Raw genomic sequence first — 20,526 nt, forward strand, 5'->3', positions numbered from 1 at the left:
TTAATGGCATTCACTTCAAAAAATACGATTTCCAAAATAATTACTTATTTTTAGCTGATAAATAGTATTTTAACTTGAACTCAAAACGTAAATTACTGTGGTTTATTATACTCTTTTTTCACTTTTATGAGGTGAAGGGACAAGACATATCTTTACTTGAACAACACAACGGGAATTACGATTTTACTTTTATCGGCAATACTTTAAATACTGCAGAAAACAATTCCATAAACCAACCGGTAACCGTCACGGCATCTTCGGCTAATTTGAGTTTAGATACCGATGCCACCGTTTTCAGAGCCTATCTTTATTGGGCCGGATCCGGTGATGGCGATTTCAATGTAAAGCTAAACACAACAACCATGACGCCCGATAGGACTTTTAGCTATGTTAGAGACATAGACGGATTGACTTTTAGTTATTTCAGTGCCTTTAAAGACATCACTACTTTTGTGCAAGCCAACGGAAACGGTAATTATACTTTATCAGATTTGGATGTTACCCCCTATGTTCCGCTGCATTTACAACGCAGAACCAATTTTGCCGGTTGGGCTATACTCATTGTTTACAGTCGTCCCGGTTTACCTTTGAACCAAATCAATATTTACGACGGATTGGAAGCCGTTCCGGATGATTTGACCATCACTTTGAACAACCTCAACGTGATTGACAACCAAAATTCTAAAGTTGGTTTTTTAGCTTGGGAAGGCGATTCGATTTTGGCCACAGAAGAATTCCGAATCAATGGCGATTTGCTTTTTAACGCCCAAAACCCTTCCAACAATGTATTCAACAGCACCAACTCGATCACCGGAAGCACCACGCTGTACAACATGGATTTGGACATCTATAATATTCAAAACAACATACAAATTGGCGATAACAAAGCCGAAATTACCCTTTCATCCTCGCAGGATTTTGTAATGATTAATACCGTAGTGACTAAATTTAACAGTCAGGTTCCAGATGGCAGCATTGTCATCAATGAAGTACAAAAACAGTGTAATTCAAGAACCATTATCATCGATTATACCGTTTCTAATTTAGATTGTACCGGCCCTTTACCACTTGATACACCGGTGACGATTTATGCCAACAACACCGCATTGACTACTTTTGAAACTGGCGTTGCTATTCCGATTGACGGAACATTGAGCGGACAAATCACTGTTACCGTTCCCGATACTATTCCCAATGATTTCAACCTAACCATTGTGGTAGATGATAAGGGCGATGGTACCGGAACAGTGATTGAGTTAGAGGAAAACAACAACGCCTTTAGTGCAACAGTAACATTGATAAGCTCGCCACCGTTCAATGTTTTACCCACATTAATAGCTTGTAATGAAGGTTTTACAAAAGGCACTTTCAACTTTTCAAACTATCCGGATTTGGTTAAAGTTGACCCCAATCACACTGTAGCTTTTTATGAAAGTTTGGACAATGCCAACAATGCTGTCAATCCGATACTCAACACCGCCAACTATACGGCTAATGCCACTCCGAAAGAGATTTTTGTTCGTATAGAGGATGAGAATTGCTACAGCGTAACCTCTTTTCTCCTGGCCACTCGCAACTGTCCTCCGACGGTTTACAATTATATCTCGGCTAATGTTGACGGCTACAACGATGTCTTCACCATTGACGGTTTGGACAACATTTTTTTGAATTATAAAATTGAAATTTACAATCGCTGGGGCAAATTAATTTGGACCGGAAATCCCAATACTGAAAAGTGGGATGGCACTTCAAATAACGGCGTTGCTACCGAAAAAGTTCCCGACGGGACTTACTTTTATCTTTTGTTTTTAAACGATCCCGATTATCCCAAACCACTTAGCGGCTTTGTTTTTATGGTACACTAATTACATGTTTTGTGTGTAGTAATTGTAGTCTTTCAATACAGTTTGTACAAACTCACGGGTGCTGCCTAAATCATTTTTGATACCGGTTACTTGTTCAATTTTTGCAGTAAGTTTATTCATCACCACAAAATCACCCGACTTCATAGCGTTTTGAAAAGTTTCTTTGATGATGCGAGCATCGTTATCCGATAACTTAATGACCAATGGGTATTTGGGTTGGTATTCATGACCAATTTCTTCTAAAATGGTGCTGCTGATGGTAACCTTATTTTTCAGTGTTATGACTGCTGTTCCGGCAGAAATATCGCCTAACCTTTGGGTTTTGCTATTCACCACCATAGTAATCAAACCGATGATACCGCTGCCAATAGAAATATCTATTACACGAAATAACCAACGAATCAAATAATCCCCGAAACCGGCCTGATAACCATCTATTTTAACCACTTTAATCTTTACTAATTTCTTACCTAAGGTTTGACCTTCCAACAAAGCTTCTTGCACTAAAGAGTAGAAAGCAATCGGTAAGAAAAACAGCATATAGACAGCCGCTTGCGACCAATTATCCAACTGATTAAGCCATCGGTCAATTTGAAAAAAGCTGAAAAAGACATAATAAATAATGATAAAATAAGCCGCTTTTACCAGTAAATCAAGCATATACGCGCCAATTCTCTCCCCTATGGAAGCGGCTGTAAAATTTATAACAACATTTTGTGTTGTATTTATAGAAAGTTGTGACATAATTCTTATTTTAGCCTTCCATGAGGGAAGTAGCATTTATAAAACAAAACAAACAAAAGTGGCTCGACTTTGAGCAAGCGATTTTTGGTAAAACTAAAAAAAATCCTGATGAAATGGCTAGTTTATACATCCATTTGGTCAATGATTTGTCGTATGCGCAAACCTATTATCCTAAGAGTAAAACTGTTGTTTATCTGAATTATTTGGCTTCACAAATTTATCAGAAAATTTATAAAACCAAACGCGAAGAGCAAAATAGATTGGTTTATTTTTTCTCCGTCGAAGTGCCTTTGTTGGTTTACCAATACCGTCGTTATCTCATTTACGCTTTTTTACTGTTTTTCACCACCGTAGCCATGGGTGTACTGTCGGCCAAATATGACGATGGTTTAGCACGTCTCATTATGGGCGATGGTTATGTCAACATGACCATAGAAAACATTGAGAAAGGTGATCCGGTGGCTGTTTACAAATCAGGCAGCAATTGGGGCGGATTTATCGCCATAACACTGAACAACTTGTTTGTGGGAGTAAGATGTTTTATTTACGGGATTTTCGGTGGAATCGGCACTTTTTTGGTGTTGTTTCAAAATTGCATGATGTTAGGAACTTTCCAGTATTTCTTTTACCAACACGGTGTTTTTTGGGAGAGTGTCAGGGGAATTTGGATTCATGGTTCCATGGAAATTTTTGCCATTGTAATCGAATCGGCTTGCGGATTCATCTTAGGGGCGTCAATCTTATTTCCCCGAACATTTTCAAGGTTGAACTCGTTTAAAATTGGTTTCAAAGACAGTTTAAAAATTTTCTTGAGCACTATTCCGTTCACTATAGCAGCCGGATTTTTAGAAGGTTTTGTTACCCGTTACGCTTTACAAATGCCTAATTGGCTGAATGTTTTCATCATCTTGGGAACTTTATCTTTAATCTCATTTTACTTTTTAATTTTCCCATTCATTGTTCATAAAAAATTAAAACCCTAACTATGTTTACACTGTTTAAAAGAAGAAATTTCGGCGACTACGTTAGCGATACCTTTGCTTTTTTTAAAGTGAGCGGAAAACATTATCTCAAAAATTACTTCACCATCAACGGTGCTTTATTGCTGATTTTAGTAGCGGCTTCTTATTTTTTATTTCAGGTTTATTTCGACTTTATGTTCAAAATTGATCCGAGCGGTAATAACTCTGAATATTTAGAAAGCTATTTGACTAACAATATGCCAACAATTATTTTGGCTGCAATTGGTTTGTTTTTGTTCATGATTTTCTTGAGTATGCTCAACTACGCTTTGCCGGTAATCTATTTGGATTTGTACAGAGAAAAGAACGGTAACGACTTTGGAACCAAAGAAATTTTAAGCCGATTCAAAGCCCATTTCGGTAAAATAGTAGTCTTCTTTTTGGTCACGGTTTTTTTAATTACACCGGTTTTGATGGTGGTTTTCACTTTGCTTTTTTTGCTTTGCTTCATCATTATCGGTATTCCGCTTTTGCTTTTTGCTATCCCAACCGCTTTTAGCTGGGTTACTTTAAGTTTCTTTGAATATCTTAATTCGAACAAAGGTGTTTTTCAAAGTTACGGTAGCGGATTCAAACACTTGACCAAACAATATTTTCCTATAGTAGGTTCTTCAATGATTATTTACATCATCATTCAAGTAGCTATGACAGTATTTACTATGATTCCTTATATGTTTGGTGTGGCTTCTGTTTTTACCGGTATAGAAGAAGGGAATAGAGGTAATAATCCTATGTCGGTCTTGACTTTAATCATGACCATTGTTATGGTGTTTTCACTGCTAATGAGCTACATCCTCAACAATTTATTGCTTATTAATCAGGGATTGGTGTATTACAGCCGACAAGAATTCGATGAAAATAAAAGTGCAGATTTCTCAATTGATTTGATTGGCAGTGAATAAACTTCTCTTTCTTTTTTGGTTGCTTTTCAGCTCTCCTAATTGGGCACAGGAAACATTAACCGTGTCCGAGAGGGATTCTTTGGCTTTACTCGAAAAAAAGTGTAAGGTAGATCAAGCGCCAATGCAAAAGAATGCAACAATTTCCCCCGATTTTAAATCGAAGTACAAATCCAACGATTTTAAATACGAAGTAAAACTCTCCGACAAAAGCCTTTGGGACAAATTTAAAGATTGGCTCGCCTATTGGTTCAAAAAGATTTTCGGTTTGTCCGACACCAAAGTATCTTCCGATTATGTAGAAATTACGCTCAAAGTTTTGGCCGGACTCATCGTTATCTATGTGGTTTATCTGATTGTCAAAGTCATTTTAAACAAGGAAGGACAATGGGTTTTCGGAAAATCTACTACGAAAAAAATCCTCCACGATGACGACATCGAAAAGAACTTGGTACATGTTGATTTTGAAAAGTTATTGAAACAAACATTAAACGACAACAACCATCGTTTGGCCATCCGCTACTACTATTTGTGGACTTTGAAAAAATTGTCAGAACGCAATATCATCGAATGGCATGTGGACAAAACCAACACGGATTACTTGTATGAAATCCAATCAAAAGACCTAAAAAACAATTTCCAATACCTTTCCTATTTGTACAATTATATTTGGTACGGAGAATTTGAAATGAATGAAACCACTTTCAAGCAAGCGCAAAAGGCTTTTGAAAATACCCTGCAATCGTTAAGATAATGAACAGAACTCTAAAAATATACATCTTTTTATTAGTCGTTCTTATGGCGGGAGTGATTTATGTTGATGCTGTTCGCCCGAAACCGGTTGATTGGTCGCCAAGTTATATCCTGAGAGATAAGATTCCTTTCGGGTTGTATGTTTTTGACCAAGAAAGTAAAACCATTTTAAACCAAAGAAAAATCGAAAAAGTTCGAAAATCGGCCTACGAATTTTTGGATGAAAACTACGATTACAACAAAGAAGCTGACAATTACACTGTAAAAGGAACGCTATTCCATGTTTGCGACACTTACATTATAGATGACGAATCGACCAAGGAGATGTTTTATTATGTGAGCCATGGCAACAATGCCTTCTTAAGCGTGGAAAGACTCCCGGAAATATTCACTGATTCCCTGAATATTAAATTGGATGCCGATTTCAATTTCAAATCCCAAACCAACTGCTGGATGGCGAATCCTAATTTAGGCCAACAAAAATACGATTTGTCTAAAGGCGGAAACAACACCTATTTCTCCAGTATTGATACCTTAACCACAACTATTTTAGGTTATCAATCCGGGAAAGACAACAAGCGCGTCAATTTTATTAAAGTACCTTACAAGAAAGGAAACTTCTTCATTCATTTGCAACCGACTGCTTTTACCAATTATCATTTATTAAAAGACAACCATTACCAATATACCGAAAAGGTATTGTCTTATGTTCCCAACGGCAATGTTTATTGGTTGGTAAACGAACAGGAAGGTCTTACCGAGTCCACCTCAATGTTGCGTTTTATAAGAAGCCAACCGGCCTTAATGTACGCCTGGTATTTGTTCCTGACCGGCATAGTTATTTTCATGATATTTAACGCCAAAAGAAGACAAAGAGTGATCCCGATTATCAAGCCTTTATCCAATACTACGGTTGATTTTACCAAAACCATCGGTAATTTATACTATCAGGAAGGCAACCACCAAAACCTGATTGACAAAAAAATCATTTATTTCTTAGAGCGTGTTCGCAACGAATATCTGATTGACACCGCCGTTCTGGATGAAAACTTTATCAAAAAATTACACGCCAAAACCGGCAAAGACATCAAAGACATTGAACACTTAGTATATTTGATTAATTATCAAAAGAAAAGCTACCATCAAAGTATCGAAACTGATTTAATAGAAATCAATAAAGCAATAGAAAAAATCATCAGCTAATGGAAAATACAGAAAACTTCGAAGCTCAGGAAAATGTAAATTTTGAGTCCCGATTGAATTTGGAACCACTGCGCGCAAGCATTGATAAAATTAAGGCCGAAATGGAAACGGTTATCGTAGGCCAACACAAAATGATCGACCAACTATTGGTGTCTATTTTAGCCAACGGCCACGTATTAATTGAAGGTGTTCCCGGCGTAGCCAAAACCATGACGGCGAAAATCATCGCCAAAACCCTTTCAATCGACTTCAGCCGTATTCAGTTTACGCCCGATTTAATGCCGTCGGACATCTTAGGAACTTCGGTATTCGATTTGAAAAAATCAGAATTCGAATTCAAAAAAGGACCGGTATTTTCCAATTTAGTTTTGATAGACGAGATCAACCGTGCGCCGGCCAAAACCCAAGCCGCTTTGTTTGAAGTGATGGAAGAACGCCAAATTACTATTGACGGACATTGCTATGCTTTAGAACAACCGTTTATCGTATTGGCTACACAAAACCCAATTGAGCAAGAAGGAACCTATCGTTTGCCGGAAGCGCAACTTGACCGTTTCCTATTCAAGATCAATGTCGATTATCCCAAATTGAATGAAGAAATCGACATCATCAACCGCGAGCATTCGTTGCAAAACAAAGGTAAATTAGAAGATATACAAACCGTGTTAACGGCTACAGATATTATGAACTACCAACAATTGGTGAAACAAATTTTAGTAGAACCGAACTTGTTGGAATACATCGCCAAGTTGGTAGTAAATACCCGAGAAAATGCGTTCTTATACTTAGGTGCGTCACCCAGAGCTTCCATTGCTATTTTAAATGCCGCCAAAGGATTTGCTGCCATCCGTGGCCGAGATTTTGTAACACCGGAAGACATTAAAGATGCCGCTATTCCGGTACTACAACACCGAGTTATTGTTACGCCGGAACGCGAAATGGAAGGCCTAACCAGCGTAGAAATTATCAAACAAATTATCGAAAGCATCGAAATCCCGAGATAGATCGACTCCCGACAAAACGGAACATTATGATAAAATTTATCAAACAGCTATACCTCAACAATTTCTTTTTCTATTTGCTCATCGGCATCATAGTCTTGTTTTGTATGGCCTTTTTCTTTCCGGTTTTGTACAATGCCACTTGGTATTTATTCTTCATTCTATTGGTGTTTTTGGTAATCGATATTTTGATTCTTTTCAGTAACAAAAACGGTATTGAAGCGCATCGAACTACTCCCGAAAAACTCTCCAACGGCGATGAAAACCCGATAGTGGTTACCGTTAAAAATTATTACACCTTTGCCATTCACACTAAAATCATAGATGAGATTCCGTTTCAGTTTCAAGTGAGAAACTTTGAAATCAAACGCAAAATAAAAAATACCGCTCAGGATGAAGTGCAATACTATCTGAGACCAACAGAACGAGGAGAATACTTTTTCGGCTGTCTCAATGTGTATGTATCATCACCATTGCGTTTAATTGCCAAACGCTATCGTTTCGACAAAGACCAAATGGTACCAACCTATCCATCGTATATTCAATTGCGCAAATACGACTTGATTGCTTTCTCCAACAACCTTTTCCAATATGGTGTTAAAAAAATCAGACGCATCGGACATACGATGGAGTTTGAGCAAATCAAAGAATACGTTCCCGGCGATGACATTCGCACCTTAAACTGGAAAGCTACCGCGAAGAAAAACAGCTTGATGGTCAACCAATTTCAAGATGAAAAATCGCAAAACATTTATATGGCGATTGATAAAGGTCGTGTAATGAAAATGCCGTTCAACGGAATGAGTTTACTGGATTATGCCATTAACGCAACTTTGGTTTTGTCGAATGTCATCTTAAAAAAACAAGACAAAGCCGGAATGTTTTCATTTTCTAAAAAAGTCGAAAACCGCGTAGTGGCCGAAAAGCGAACCTCGCAAATGCAAAAAATCCTCGAGAATTTGTACAACGTTAAAACCGATTATTTCGAAAGCGATTACTCGCGTTTGTATGCCGACATCAAGAAAAACATCAACCAACGCAGTTTGATTATCTTGTACACCAACTTCGAAACTATGGATGGTTTACACCGTCAGATGCCTTATTTAAAAGGAATCGCGAAAAATCACTTACTGGTAGTAGTCTTTTTCCAAAACACCGAATTGTATCAAATCACCAACAAAAAAGCCGATACCATTCAAGAAGTTTACGATAAAGTCATCGCGGAAAAATTCATCTTCGAGAAAAAACTCATCGTCACCGAACTCAAAAAATACGGTATCCACTCGGTGTTAACACAGCCGGAAAATCTTACGTTGGATACCATCAACAAATACCTTGAAATCAAGGCCCGCGGAATTTTGTAAAAAGTGAGTACTTTTACGGCATGAAACAAATTACCAGCGCTCAAAATCCTTTTATCAAATCTTTGGTGCTTTTACAAGAAAAAGCCAAAGCTCGCAAACAATCAGGCACGTTTTTGATTGAAGGTTTGCGCGAAATGGTGCTGGCCATTAAAGGAAATTACACTATTGAAACCATACTCTTTTTACCCGAATTGGTTTCAGCAACCGAAATTAAAAAACGCATTCCATATTCGTTGGAACTGATTGAAATTTCGAAAGAAGTCTACCAAAAATTAGCGTACCGCGACACCACGGAAGGCATCATAGCCGTAGCCCAAATGAAATCACTGTCTTTAGACGATTTAAAACTACCCGAAAATCCACTTATTGTAGTGATGGAAGCGATTGAAAAACCCGGAAACATCGGTGCCATGTTGCGTACTTGTGATGCGGCAAAAGTTGACGCTGTAATCATAGCCAATCCTAAAACCGATTTGTACAACCCGAATATCGTTCGCTCCAGTGTTGGCTGTTTGTTTACCAATCAAATCGCTACAGCAAGTACCGAAGAAGCAATAGCCTTTTTACAAAAAAATCACATCAATTTTTACAGCGCAACGTTGCAGAATTCTACGGCTTATCATACCCAAAACTACGCTACACCTACAGCTTTGGTGGTAGGCACAGAAGCCACCGGATTATCACAAGCTTGGCGTGATCAAGCTACTCAAAACATCATCATTCCAATGCAAGGCGCCATCGACAGCATGAACGTTTCGGTAGCAGCCGCCATTTTGATTTTTGAGGCCAAACGCCAAAGAGGATTTTGATTTTAGAATGATGAATACCAATTTTTGAATGCAGATTGTTTAATAAAGTAATCTGAAACAATATACTTTATGAAAAAAAACATATTTATCGCAATTGCCCTTTTTGCATTAGGAAATCTTTCGGCTCAAATTACAGAAAAAGAAGTAGATGTTTTGGTTGAAAACACCTTAAAAACGTTTAACGTGCCCGGCATTGCAGTTGGCATTGTAAAAGACGGTAAATTGGTTTTAGCCAAAGGTTACGGTGTTGCCAACATCCAAACGAAACAAAAAATGGACGCCAATACGTTGGTCGGCATTGCCTCCAACAGTAAGGCTTTTACCGCCTCTGCTTTGGCTATTTTGGTAGATGAAGGCAAAATCAATTGGGATGATAAAGTCAAAAAATACTTGCCGGAGTTCAAAATGTACAACGATTATGTGACGGAAGAATTCACCATACGCGATTTGCTAACGCACAAAAGCGGACTCGGATTAGGTGCCGGCGATTTGATGATTTGGCCCGACGGACACGATTTTACGCCCAAAGACATCGTGAGAAATATTCAATATTTGAAACCGGTTTCAGGTTTTAGAACCCAATATGACTACGACAATTTGTTGTACGTGATTGCCGGTGAAGTGATTGAAAAAGTCTCCGGAAAATCTTGGTGTGATTTTGTGGAAGAACGTTTGATGAAACCAATCGGCATGACCAAAAGTGCTGCTTCATGGAGAAGACTAAAAGACACGACTAATGTTATTGTCCCACACGTACCAACCAACGGCAAACTGGAAATCGTACCGCGTTACACCAATCCGATTTTCGATGCTGCAGCCGGTTTATATGCTTCGGTAAACGACTTGAGCCATTGGTTGATTGTGCAAATGAACCACGGAAAATATGGCGAAAACCAACAGCTATTCTCTGAAAAACAGTGGAAAGAAATGTGGACGCCGCAAACCATCTTACCCATGAACAATCCGTATCCGTACAGTTCTAATTTTCGCTGTTACGGTTTGGGCTGGCGTTTGGAAGACATCAACGGCCATTTGCAAGTCTCACACACCGGCGGTTTGGATGGCATAGTTACGCAAACCATCATGATTCCGGATGTTAAATTGGGAATTATCGTATTAACTAACCAGCAAAACGGTGCGGCTTTTACTGTGATTTCGAATACCATAAAAGACAGTTATTTGGGCTTGCCGAAGTTTGATCACTTAGCCTATTTCGGTCAAGAGCGACGAGCCAAAGAAGACAACGCTGATAAAGTAACCGATGAAGTTTGGGCCGAAGTCAATCAGAATTTAAAAGCGAAAACCAAAATCGATTTCAGCCGATATACCGGAACCTTCAAAGACAATTGGTTTGGCGAGGTGACGATTTACGAACAAAAAGGCAAATGGTATTTTGCTTCCAAACGTTCTAAACGCTTGGTAGGTGAAATCTTTTGGCAAAAAGACCGGAATTTTGTGGTAAAATGGAATGTTAGAAGTTTCAATGCCGATGCGCACATTTTCTTCGATTTGGATGCCGACGGTAAAATCAATCACTTTAAAATGAAAGCGATTTCACCCATGACTGATTTCAGTTACGACTTCCACGACTTAGATTTTCATAGGGTAAAATAGAGTCCGATTAAGCGTTGAAATTTCAATCTGTTAAAGCTTGGAATTTTCATCATTTATTCCTATTTTTAGGGAATTGAAGACAAGGCTATGATTGAGATTGATTTAGAAGAAGAAAACAAGGCAATTGCCCGTGAATACAAAGAATTGCTCCGCATCAGTTACCAAACACTGACGGATGCTGACAAAAAGCTGATTCGCAAAGCCTTTGACGTGGCTGTAGATGCACACAAAGACCAACGACGCAAATCCGGTGAAGCCTATATTTTCCATCCGATTGGTGTGGCTAAAATTGTAGCCTCCGAAATTGGTTTGGGCGCCAGTAGTATAGCGGCAGCCTTAATGCACGACGTGGTGGAAGATACCGATGTTACTATCGAAGACATAGAGCGTATGTTCAATCCGAAAATTGCCCATTTGGTGGAAGGATTGACCAAAATTGCGCAGGTTAAAAAAGACATGAACATTTCGATGCAAGCGGAAAACTTCCGTAAAATGTTGTTGACCTTAAACGATGACGTACGCGTAATTCTAATCAAGATAGCTGACCGTTTGCACAACATGCAAACCATGGATTCCATGCCGGAATACAAACAAATCAAAATTGCCTCCGAAACTTTATACATTTACGCACCACTCGCCCACCGCTTGGGATTGTACAACATCAAAACCAAATTGGAAGATTTGGGTTTAAAATATACCGAACCTGATGTTTATCGCGACATTGTCAGTAAAATCAAAGAAACCAAAGAAGAGCAAGACGCCTACATAGCCACTATTTCTGATGTTTTGAAAAAATCATTAGACGAAGAAGGCATCGAATACACTATTAAAGGCCGACCAAAATCCATCTACTCTATCAGAAGAAAAATGGCGGCTCAAAATGTGACATTTGATGAAGTTTACGACAAGTTTGCGTTGCGCATCATTTACAAATCCAATTTACACGACGAGAAATTCTTGGCTTGGAAGATTTATTCGATAGTAACCGATCATTATCGCCCAAGTCCGAGTCGTTTGCGTGATTGGATTTCCCAACCCAAATCCACCGGATATGAAGCTTTGCACATTACTGTTATGGGACCGAAAGGCCGTTGGGTGGAAATTCAGGTTAGAAGCGAACGCATGGATGAAATTGCCGAAAAAGGGTATGCGGCTCACTACAAATACAAACAAGGTGCCACCGAAGAAAGCGGTTTGGACGTTTGGTTAAACCTGCTCAAAGAAGCTTTGGAAAGTTCGGAAACCAACGCGGTGGATTTTGTGGAAGATTTCAAAATGAATTTGTACGCGAAAGAAATCTTCGTCTTTACGCCAAAAGGAGAAATCAAATCGCTACCCAAAGGCGCAACTTCCTTAGATTTTGCCTTCAGCATCCACTCTGAAATCGGAATCAAAACACGAGGAACGCGCGTGAATGGAAAATTGGTACCGCTCAATCACGAACTCAAAAGCGGTGATCAAATTGAAGTGATTACCTCGGTTCATCAAAAACCAACGATTAACTGGTTGGATTATGTAACGACTTCCCGCGCCAAAAACAAAATAAGAAACGTACTCAACGAAAATACGAAGAAAATTGCCGAAGACGGTAAAGAATTATTGACACGAAAACTCAAACATTTGAAGATTACTTTAAATGAAAGTGTGGTGAACGAATTGGTCAATTTCTTCAAACTCAAAACCAGCTTGGATTTGTTTTACCGCGTGGGTATCGGCTCAATCGAAAACCAGCAGTTAAAAGACTTTGCAGCACAAAAGAGCAACAGTTTGATGAACTTCTTCAAGAGTAAAATCAAACGTTCGCCAAGCTCGAATCCGGATGAAATCAACAAACCGGAATTGAGCAAAAATTACGATTTATTGGTTTTTGGTACAGAGCAAGACAAGCTCGATTACAAATTGGCCAGCTGTTGCAACCCAATACCCGGCGATGAAGTTTTTGGGTTTATCACCATTAATGAAGGTATTAAAGTACATAAAAAAGACTGCCCGAATGCCATTACACTGCAATCGAACTATGCTTATCGCATTATGCCGGCCAAATGGATTGATTCGACCCAACAAGAATTTAAAGCCACACTTAAAATTACCGGTATGGACAGTTTGGGATTGACCAACGAACTGACCAAAGTAATCTCTAACAACATGCACGTGAACATCCAAAGCATTTCGTTGAGTGGTGAAGCCGGAATTTTTAACGGGCAAGTTTCGGTAATTGTACAAAACAACAATATACTGAAAAAGCTGATAGACAACATCAAAAAAATTGACGGTGTAGATAAAGTCACCAGAGTCTATACGAATTGAGTTAGAAGTTTTGAAACCTTGTACTCGAAACCTTGTACTCGAAACCTTGTACTCGAAACCTTGTACTCGAAACTTTGAACTCGAAACTTTGAAACCTTAAACAAAAAAATTACCTTTGCGGCATGACACTAATTGCATCCGATAATCTAAAAAATCAAGAGACCGTAAAAAATGTTTTTACGATGTACTTGGAAAACAACGGACACCGTAAAACCCCTGAGCGTTATGCGATTCTTCAGGAGATTTACGACAGCGAGGAACATTTTGATATCGAAAATTTATACATCAAAATGAAAAACAAAAACTACCGTGTCTCGAGGGCAACCTTGTACAACACCATTGAACTTTTGTTGGATTGTGGCTTGGTACGCAAACACCAATTCGGACAAAATCAAGCGCATTATGAAAAATCGTATTTCGACAAACAACACGATCACGTTATCATGACCGATACCGGTGAAGTGATTGAGTTTTGCGACCCGAGAATACAAACCATCAAACAGACTATTGAAGAAATTTTCGGAGTTGACATCCACAACCACTCGTTGTACTTTTACGCTACCAAAAAACCGACACCATAATAAACAAACAACAATACAACCACAACACAACAACACAATGACTGTAGATTTACTACTTGGATTACAATGGGGAGATGAAGGAAAAGGAAAAATAGTTGACGTTCTCACCTCTAAATACGATATCATTGCGCGCTTCCAAGGCGGACCAAATGCCGGGCACACCTTGGAATTTGACGGTATCAAACACGTGCTGAGAACCATTCCTTCTGGGATTTTTCACAACAATAACATCAATATCATCGGAAACGGCGTCGTAATTGATCCGGTAGTTTTTAAAAGCGAAATTGATGGCTTGGCCAAATTCAACCTCGATTTGAAATCGAAATTGATTATTTCTCGGAAAGCCCATTTGATTTTACCGACGCACCGATTGTTAGATGCTGCCTCAGAAGCTGCAAAAGGTAAAGCCAAAATTGGTTCAACCTTAAAAGGCATCGGGCCAACGTATATGGACAAAACCGGTCGCAACGGTATTCGCGTAGGCGATATTGAATTGGCCGACTTTAAAGAAAGATACCGCGCTTTAGCCGACAAACACGAGGCGATGATTGCGTTTTATGACGTAAATATCCAATACAACTTACCGGAATTAGAGAAAGAATTTTTTGAAGCTGTTGAAGATTTGAAAAAACTCACTTTCATCGATAGTGAGGAATATTTGGCACAAGCCCAAAAAGCCGGTAAATACATTCTTTGCGAAGGCGCTCAAGGTTCGTTGTTAGATGTAGATTTCGGAACATATCCGTTTGTTACTTCTTCCAATACCACTGCTGCCGGTGCTTGTACCGGTTTGGGTATCGCTCCGAACAAAATCAAAGAAGTATACGGTATTTTCAAAGCGTACACCACTCGCGTTGGTTCAGGACCTTTCCCAACAGAAGATTTTGGCGAAGATGGCGATATTATGGCCAAAGTGGGTAACGAATTTGGCTCGGTAACCGGCAGAAAAAGACGTTGCGGTTGGTTGGATTTAGTGGCTTTAAAATACGCCATCCAAATCAACGGCGTAACACAACTAATGATGATGAAAGGTGATGTGCTTTCGGGCTTTGATACCTTGAAGGTTTGTACTGCTTACAACTACAAAGGAGAAGTGATTCACCATTTACCATACAACATTGAAGAAGAAAACGTAACGCCGATATATACCGAATTCAAAGGTTGGCAAGCCGATTTAACCGGAATGACCACTTATGATGTGCTACCGAAAGAATTAAAAGAGTACATCGAATTCATAGAAAGAGAAGTCGAAGTACCGATAAAAATAGTTTCGGTTGGACCGGATAGGAAGCAGACGATAACGCGATAAATAAAAAACCCTCTCATTACTGAAAGGGTTTCTTTTTATAATTTAAAGATAAACGACTCGCTTGGTTTGATATTCAAATGAATGGTTCCTTTACCGTTTACTACGTTGAGTACAGTGCTACTACCATATAATTGGTCTTTTACCGTGTAACTGCCATCGGTTAATTTCCAAGCGGCTATTATATCCTCAGGCACTATTAAGTCAATTCTGCTGGTGGTAACCCAAGAGAAATTGGCAACAACAATCAACTTCTCATCATCACTGTAACGAACATAAGCATACAATCCCTGATCGTAATTTTGCGTCTCTTTGCGATTCACTGATTGAATTTCTTGGAATTTACCCAACATAGCGCTACTGTTTAAAGTAAAATTCAGCAATCGACTGTAAAAATCACGCAACGCTTTTTCGCTGTTGGATAGTTGACCTCCATCAAATTTACCTCCGTTCATCCAGCGTTGGTGGTGCGGCACTCCGATATAATCAAAGATAGACGTTCGGGAACGTTTGCCAAAACCGGCGTCTTCATTGCCGGGCTCGCCCACTTCTTGTCCGAAATAAATCATAGTTGGAGAAGAACTAATCGTAGCCGAAACTACCATAAGCGGCTTCCCTTTTTCGGGAGTGCCGGCAAATTCCGGACTGGCCAAACGCTGTTCATCGTGATTGTCTAAGAAATGTAGCATATGATGTTCGATATCCGACATATTGTTTTGGATATCTGAAAGTGCATCCGGTAAGGCATTACCTTTGATCACCGCTTTCAAATGGTCATACGTTTCTACCTTATCGTATAAATAATCCATTTTACCCAACTTGATGTAATTGCGGTATTCCTTCGGATTGTAAACTTCAGCCAACAAAAAGGCTTTGGGGTTTTTCATTTTGATACTCGAGTTCATATAGCTCCAAAACTCATACGGTACCATTTCGGCCATGTCATAACGGAAACCGTCTACGCCTTTTTCAATCCAATACAACGCAATATCGCGGAATTTCTTCCAAGAATCCGGCACGTCTTTATCTTTCCAAAAAGCAAAGTGAGCGGCATAATCCTTTTCGTCATATCCGGCAGGCAATTCCGGGAAGTCTTTGGTGCCATCGGGTCTTACACCATAATTTACTTTTACCGTTTCATACCAATCATTAATATCCGGTTTGGCCATACGCGATCCGTTGCCGGTCCACTTGGCCGGAAACTCCGAAAACTTACCGTCACTAAGCGGATTTACTTCTCCGTTGAGCGGTTTATAATCCGGAGAGGTCGGCACTTCAAAAGGCGTATTCGGGATGTAATAAAAATTATTGTTTCGGGCATATTCCACCGAAGTGTCATCGTCGGCCCCAAAATCTTTTACCCCTTTCGGGTTGGTCAATCCTTTGTAGTTTCGGGCAATATGATTGGGCACAATATCGATTATCACTTTCAATCGATGCTTGTGTGTACGGGAAATTAAAGCTTCAAATTCTTCTAATCTTTTAGCCGGATCTATCGCTAAATCAGGATTTACATTATAATAATCTTTAACCGCATAAGGCGAACCGGCACGACCTTTTACCACATCGGGATCATCATTTGAAATCCCGTATTTAGTGTAGTCTCTAATCACATCATGATGCGGTACTCCGGTATACCAAATATGAGTTACGCCCAGCTTTTTTATTTCCTGTAAGGCAGTATCAGTAAAATCGTTGAATTTACCAACGCCGTTTTCTTCTATAGTGCCCCAAGGTTTATTGGTGGTGTTTTTGTTGCCAAATAAACGAGTGAATACTTGATACACTACATACTTTTTGGGCTGCTCAACAGCCTCTACTTTTTTCATCATTGGAGCATTTTTATTGTTTTGTGCTAAAGCTGAACCCGCAGTACAGCCTATTGCCATAAGCAGTAAAAGTTTTGTTTTCATATCTTTTCAGCCCAACAATTAGAGTGTTGTGGCGTTGTCACAAATATAAAGAAATGATTGAAATATGAACACCATAAATAATTCTTAATAAAGGTTTGTATTGTTGCTATTTTCATAAATTTGCCCACTCAAAGTCTTTGGATTCTAACGATGGGAATCCAAGCGGCATTAAACATAAAATCAACCACTTGAAAAAGTTACTTTTATATATCGGATGCTGTTTCCTAATCATTAATCTGGTGACAGCGCAAAAAAAATCCTCTCAAATTAACGTAGAGTATTCCGATTTTGCTGATATCAACCAAACCGAAATTCCGGATGCTTTATTATTGCGCGGCAATGTTAGAGTAAGTCACGAAGGTGTTGTTTTTACCTGTAATAAAGCTTATTTCTTTCAAAAAGAAAACTATATCAAAGCTTTCGGTGATGTGCAAATGGTGCAAGGTGATACCCTCTTCCTAAACAGTAAATATGCCGAATACAATGGCGAAATCAAGCAAGCGTATGCCACCGGAAATGTTATTTTACGCTCTCCGGAATCTACTTTGGTTACCGACACCATCAATTTCGACCGCAATACGCAAGAAGCTTTTTACAATACTTACGGAACGATTACCAATCGCGAAAACACCCTAAAAAGCAAGTCAGGCAGGTATTATGCCAACGAAAAAAAGTTCCGTTTCCTGACCGCAGTAACCATTACAAATCCGAAATATACCATTAAATCCAATCATTTGGATTATTATACTAATTCGGGTCACTCCTATCTTTTTGGTCCTTCCACCATCACCAGCAAAGAAAATTACATTTACACCGAAAAAGGGTTTTACGATACCAAAAAGAATTTGGCGTATTTTAAACGAAAATCCTATATCAAATACAAAGACCGGCGCATAGAAGGTGATAGTTTGTACTACGACCGAAATCGCGAATATGCTTCGGCTACTAATAATGTCAAAATCACCGATTCTATCAACAAAGGTTTAATCAAAGGCCATTATGCCGAAATTTATCGCAATCTGAAAACCCAAAAAGATTCGATGATGATTACCAAAAGAGCTGTAGCTGTTACCTTGGTGGAAAACGACTCGATGTATGTACATGGTAAAAAAATGATCATCACCGGAAAACCGGGAGAACGCATAGTGAGAGCTTTCAACAATGTGCGTTTTTACAAAACCGATATGAGCGGTAAATGCGACTCGATCCATTCAGATCAAAAAACCGGCTTGACCAAATTAATCAAAAATCCGATTTTGTGGAATTACGAAAACCAAATGACCGGAGATGTAATGCATCTTATCGGTAATAATAAAACCGAGAAATTGGATTCTCTTAAGGTTTTAAACAATGCCTTTATCATCTCAAAAGACACACTCAGCACCGGTTACAACCAGGTAAAAGGGCAAAATTTATATGGTAAGTTTGAAGACAATAAGCTGCGGGAAGTTGACATCATCAAAAACACCGAAGTCATTTACTATATGCGAAATGACAAACAAGAGCTCATTGGAATTAACAAAAGCGTGAGCAGTAAAATCAATATGGTTTTGGATAAAAATACTATAGAAACCATTACCAATTACAACCAAATTGACGGCGACATTTATCCTGAAAAAGATTTACCTGAAAACGCCCGAAAGTTACGCGGATTTATTTGGCGCGGCGACGAGCGCATCAAGTCGAAAGACGATATTTTCCCACCGGAAGAAAACGAATTAGACGCCAAAATTCAAGCTGAAAGACAAGCCGAAAAGGATCAGGACAATAAACCGCTTTTGCCTTCCAAAGAAACTTTGGACTACGACAAAAACAATCCGAGTCCAAAAGCCAAAGCCACCCAAAAAGTAAACGGGACAAAAACCAAAGTACAGTAGTCTCAGTATTCCGTCTCATTTCATGACCAATAACTGAGAACCAACATATCATGAGAGAAGATTTTTTGAAATACCAAGCCCAAACATCGCCCTATCCTTTAGGAATGGAAGTGTCACATGCCATTGGTTCTTACATATATGATACCAACAACAAAAAGTATCTCGATTTTGTAGCTGGTGTTTCCGCTTGTTCCTTAGGACACCAACATCCGCGGGTAAATCAGGCCATCATCGACCAACTGAACAAGTATTCGCACGTAATGGTTTACGGTGAATATGCCCAACATCCGGCTGTGGCTTACTGTAAATTATTAGTCGAACATTTGCCGCCGAGTTTGAATAAGATATATTTGGTCAATTCGGGTACAGAAGCTTGCGAAGGTGCTTTAAAATTGGTGCGGCGGGTGACCGGCAGAAGCCAACTCATTTCTTGCCACAACGCTTACCACGGAAACACTATGGGTTCGATGAGTGTGATGGGTTTTGAAGAACGTAAACAAATCTTTCGCCCTTTAATTCCGGATGTCGACTTCATTACATTTAACAACGAAGCCGATTTGGAAAAAATAACCCCCAAAACCGCCGGAATTATATTGGAAAGCATCCAAGGCGGAGCCGGTTTTATTGAGCCTAAAAACAATTTCTTAGCCAAGGTAAAAAAACGTTGTGAGGAAGTCGGCGCTCTGATGATTATAGACGAAATTCAACCTGGATTTGGTCGCACCGGTAAGTTATTCGGATTTGAAAACTATAACGTAGTACCAGATGTAGTAATTATTGGTAAAGGAATGGCCGGCGGTATGCCGGTAGGCGGATTTATTGCCAATGAAAAGCATATGGATTTGTTGAGTCACGACCCTAAACTAGGGCACATTACTACCTTTGGCGGACATCCTGTCATAGCTGCGGCAAGCTTGGCTACTTTACAAGAAGTATTGGAAAAAGACTACGCTAAGCAATCTTTAGCTAAAGAAAAGCTGTTCCGAGAGCTTTTGGTACACCCTTTGATAACAGAAATTCGTGGACGTGGCTTAATGTTGGCCGCTATGACTGCCGATTCGGAAATTACCAATAAAGTAATTTTTAAATGCCAAGACAAAGGATTAATCTTATTTTGGCTTTTATTTGAAGGTTGTGCTATCCGAATTACGCCACCACTGACCATTTCTGAAGCAGAAATCAGAGAAGGTTGCGCCATCATCCTGGAAGCTATGGATGAAGTGATGAATGAAGAATGATGATTTACGATTTAAGATTGCAGATTTTTT

At 39.2% G+C, this 20,526-nt stretch carries 16 protein-coding genes; 14 read left to right on the forward strand and 2 right to left on the reverse strand.

Annotated elements, in window-relative coordinates; genetic code table 11:
* Positions 1-131: 131 nt before the first annotated feature.
* A complete protein-coding gene (locus tag ACJG85_RS12105) occupies positions 132-1,865 on the forward strand; it encodes a gliding motility-associated C-terminal domain-containing protein (RefSeq protein WP_412476515.1) in 1,734 nt (577 codons plus the stop codon).
* Here the strand turns inward: ACJG85_RS12105 and ACJG85_RS12110 are convergent, their stop codons facing one another.
* Positions 1,866-2,609 (reverse strand): RDD family protein, encoded by a 744-nt coding sequence (locus ACJG85_RS12110; protein ID WP_409678584.1) that lies wholly within the window; start codon positions 2,607-2,609, stop codon positions 1,866-1,868. It abuts the gene before it with no gap.
* A 20-nt stretch (positions 2,610-2,629) separates the two neighbouring features.
* Here ACJG85_RS12110 and ACJG85_RS12115 point away from each other — a divergent pair, with 20 nt between their 5' ends.
* From ACJG85_RS12115 to ACJG85_RS12165, 11 genes are all read left to right on the forward strand, one after another.
* A complete protein-coding gene (locus ACJG85_RS12115; protein WP_412476516.1) occupies positions 2,630-3,592 on the forward strand; it encodes a stage II sporulation protein M in 963 nt (320 codons plus the stop codon).
* A gap of 2 nt (positions 3,593-3,594) precedes the next feature.
* On the forward strand, positions 3,595-4,533 hold the full coding sequence (locus ACJG85_RS12120; RefSeq protein WP_409678579.1) for a hypothetical protein: 939 nt from the start codon (positions 3,595-3,597) through the stop codon (positions 4,531-4,533).
* Positions 4,526-5,284 (forward strand): DUF4129 domain-containing protein, encoded by a 759-nt coding sequence (locus ACJG85_RS12125; RefSeq protein WP_409678576.1) that lies wholly within the window; start codon positions 4,526-4,528, stop codon positions 5,282-5,284. The genes ACJG85_RS12120 and ACJG85_RS12125 overlap by 8 nt, the downstream gene beginning before the upstream one ends.
* The gene (locus ACJG85_RS12130) at positions 5,284-6,486 is read left to right on the forward strand and encodes a DUF4350 domain-containing protein (protein WP_412464332.1); all 1,203 of its coding nucleotides are present in this window, start codon (positions 5,284-5,286) and stop codon (positions 6,484-6,486) included. The genes ACJG85_RS12125 and ACJG85_RS12130 overlap by 1 nt, the downstream gene beginning before the upstream one ends.
* Positions 6,486-7,490, forward strand: a complete 1,005-nt coding sequence (locus tag ACJG85_RS12135; protein WP_409678570.1) for an AAA family ATPase — start codon at positions 6,486-6,488, stop codon at positions 7,488-7,490. The genes ACJG85_RS12130 and ACJG85_RS12135 overlap by 1 nt, the downstream gene beginning before the upstream one ends.
* Positions 7,491-7,516: 26 nt before the next feature.
* Positions 7,517-8,851 carry a DUF58 domain-containing protein gene (locus ACJG85_RS12140; RefSeq protein WP_412476517.1) on the forward strand — a complete coding sequence of 445 codons (1,335 nt, stop codon included), beginning with the start codon at positions 7,517-7,519 and terminating at the stop codon, positions 8,849-8,851.
* 20 nt (positions 8,852-8,871) lie between these two features.
* Positions 8,872-9,660 carry a TrmH family RNA methyltransferase gene (locus ACJG85_RS12145; protein WP_412476518.1) on the forward strand — a complete coding sequence of 263 codons (789 nt, stop codon included), beginning with the start codon at positions 8,872-8,874 and terminating at the stop codon, positions 9,658-9,660.
* A gap of 69 nt (positions 9,661-9,729) precedes the next feature.
* Positions 9,730-11,274, forward strand: coding sequence for a serine hydrolase (locus tag ACJG85_RS12150; protein WP_412476519.1), 1,545 nt, complete (start codon positions 9,730-9,732; stop codon positions 11,272-11,274).
* 87 nt (positions 11,275-11,361) lie between these two features.
* Entirely contained in the window at positions 11,362-13,581 is a 2,220-nt protein-coding gene (locus ACJG85_RS12155; protein WP_409678560.1) for a RelA/SpoT family protein, read from the forward strand.
* 122 nt (positions 13,582-13,703) lie between these two features.
* The gene (locus ACJG85_RS12160) at positions 13,704-14,162 is read left to right on the forward strand and encodes a Fur family transcriptional regulator (protein WP_409678557.1); all 459 of its coding nucleotides are present in this window, start codon (positions 13,704-13,706) and stop codon (positions 14,160-14,162) included.
* 37 nt (positions 14,163-14,199) lie between these two features.
* Positions 14,200-15,471 (forward strand): adenylosuccinate synthase, encoded by a 1,272-nt coding sequence (locus ACJG85_RS12165; protein ID WP_412476520.1) that lies wholly within the window; start codon positions 14,200-14,202, stop codon positions 15,469-15,471.
* Between the two features lie 35 nt (positions 15,472-15,506).
* Here ACJG85_RS12165 and ACJG85_RS12170 read toward each other — a convergent pair whose 3' ends face one another.
* Positions 15,507-17,357 carry an alpha-amylase family glycosyl hydrolase gene (locus ACJG85_RS12170; protein WP_412476521.1) on the reverse strand — a complete coding sequence of 617 codons (1,851 nt, stop codon included), beginning with the start codon at positions 17,355-17,357 and terminating at the stop codon, positions 15,507-15,509.
* 212 nt (positions 17,358-17,569) lie between these two features.
* On the opposite strand from ACJG85_RS12170, the gene ACJG85_RS12175 reads away from it, so the two are divergent.
* On the forward strand, positions 17,570-19,258 hold the full coding sequence (locus ACJG85_RS12175; RefSeq protein WP_412476522.1) for an OstA-like protein: 1,689 nt from the start codon (positions 17,570-17,572) through the stop codon (positions 19,256-19,258).
* Positions 19,259-19,308: 50 nt separating this feature from the next.
* Positions 19,309-20,496, forward strand: a complete 1,188-nt coding sequence (locus ACJG85_RS12180; RefSeq protein WP_412476523.1) for an aspartate aminotransferase family protein — start codon at positions 19,309-19,311, stop codon at positions 20,494-20,496.
* Positions 20,497-20,526: the final 30 nt, after the last annotated feature.

It is taken from the genome of Flavobacterium mekongense (genome assembly GCF_047038255.1).
Taxonomy (GTDB): domain Bacteria; phylum Bacteroidota; class Bacteroidia; order Flavobacteriales; family Flavobacteriaceae; genus Flavobacterium; species Flavobacterium mekongense.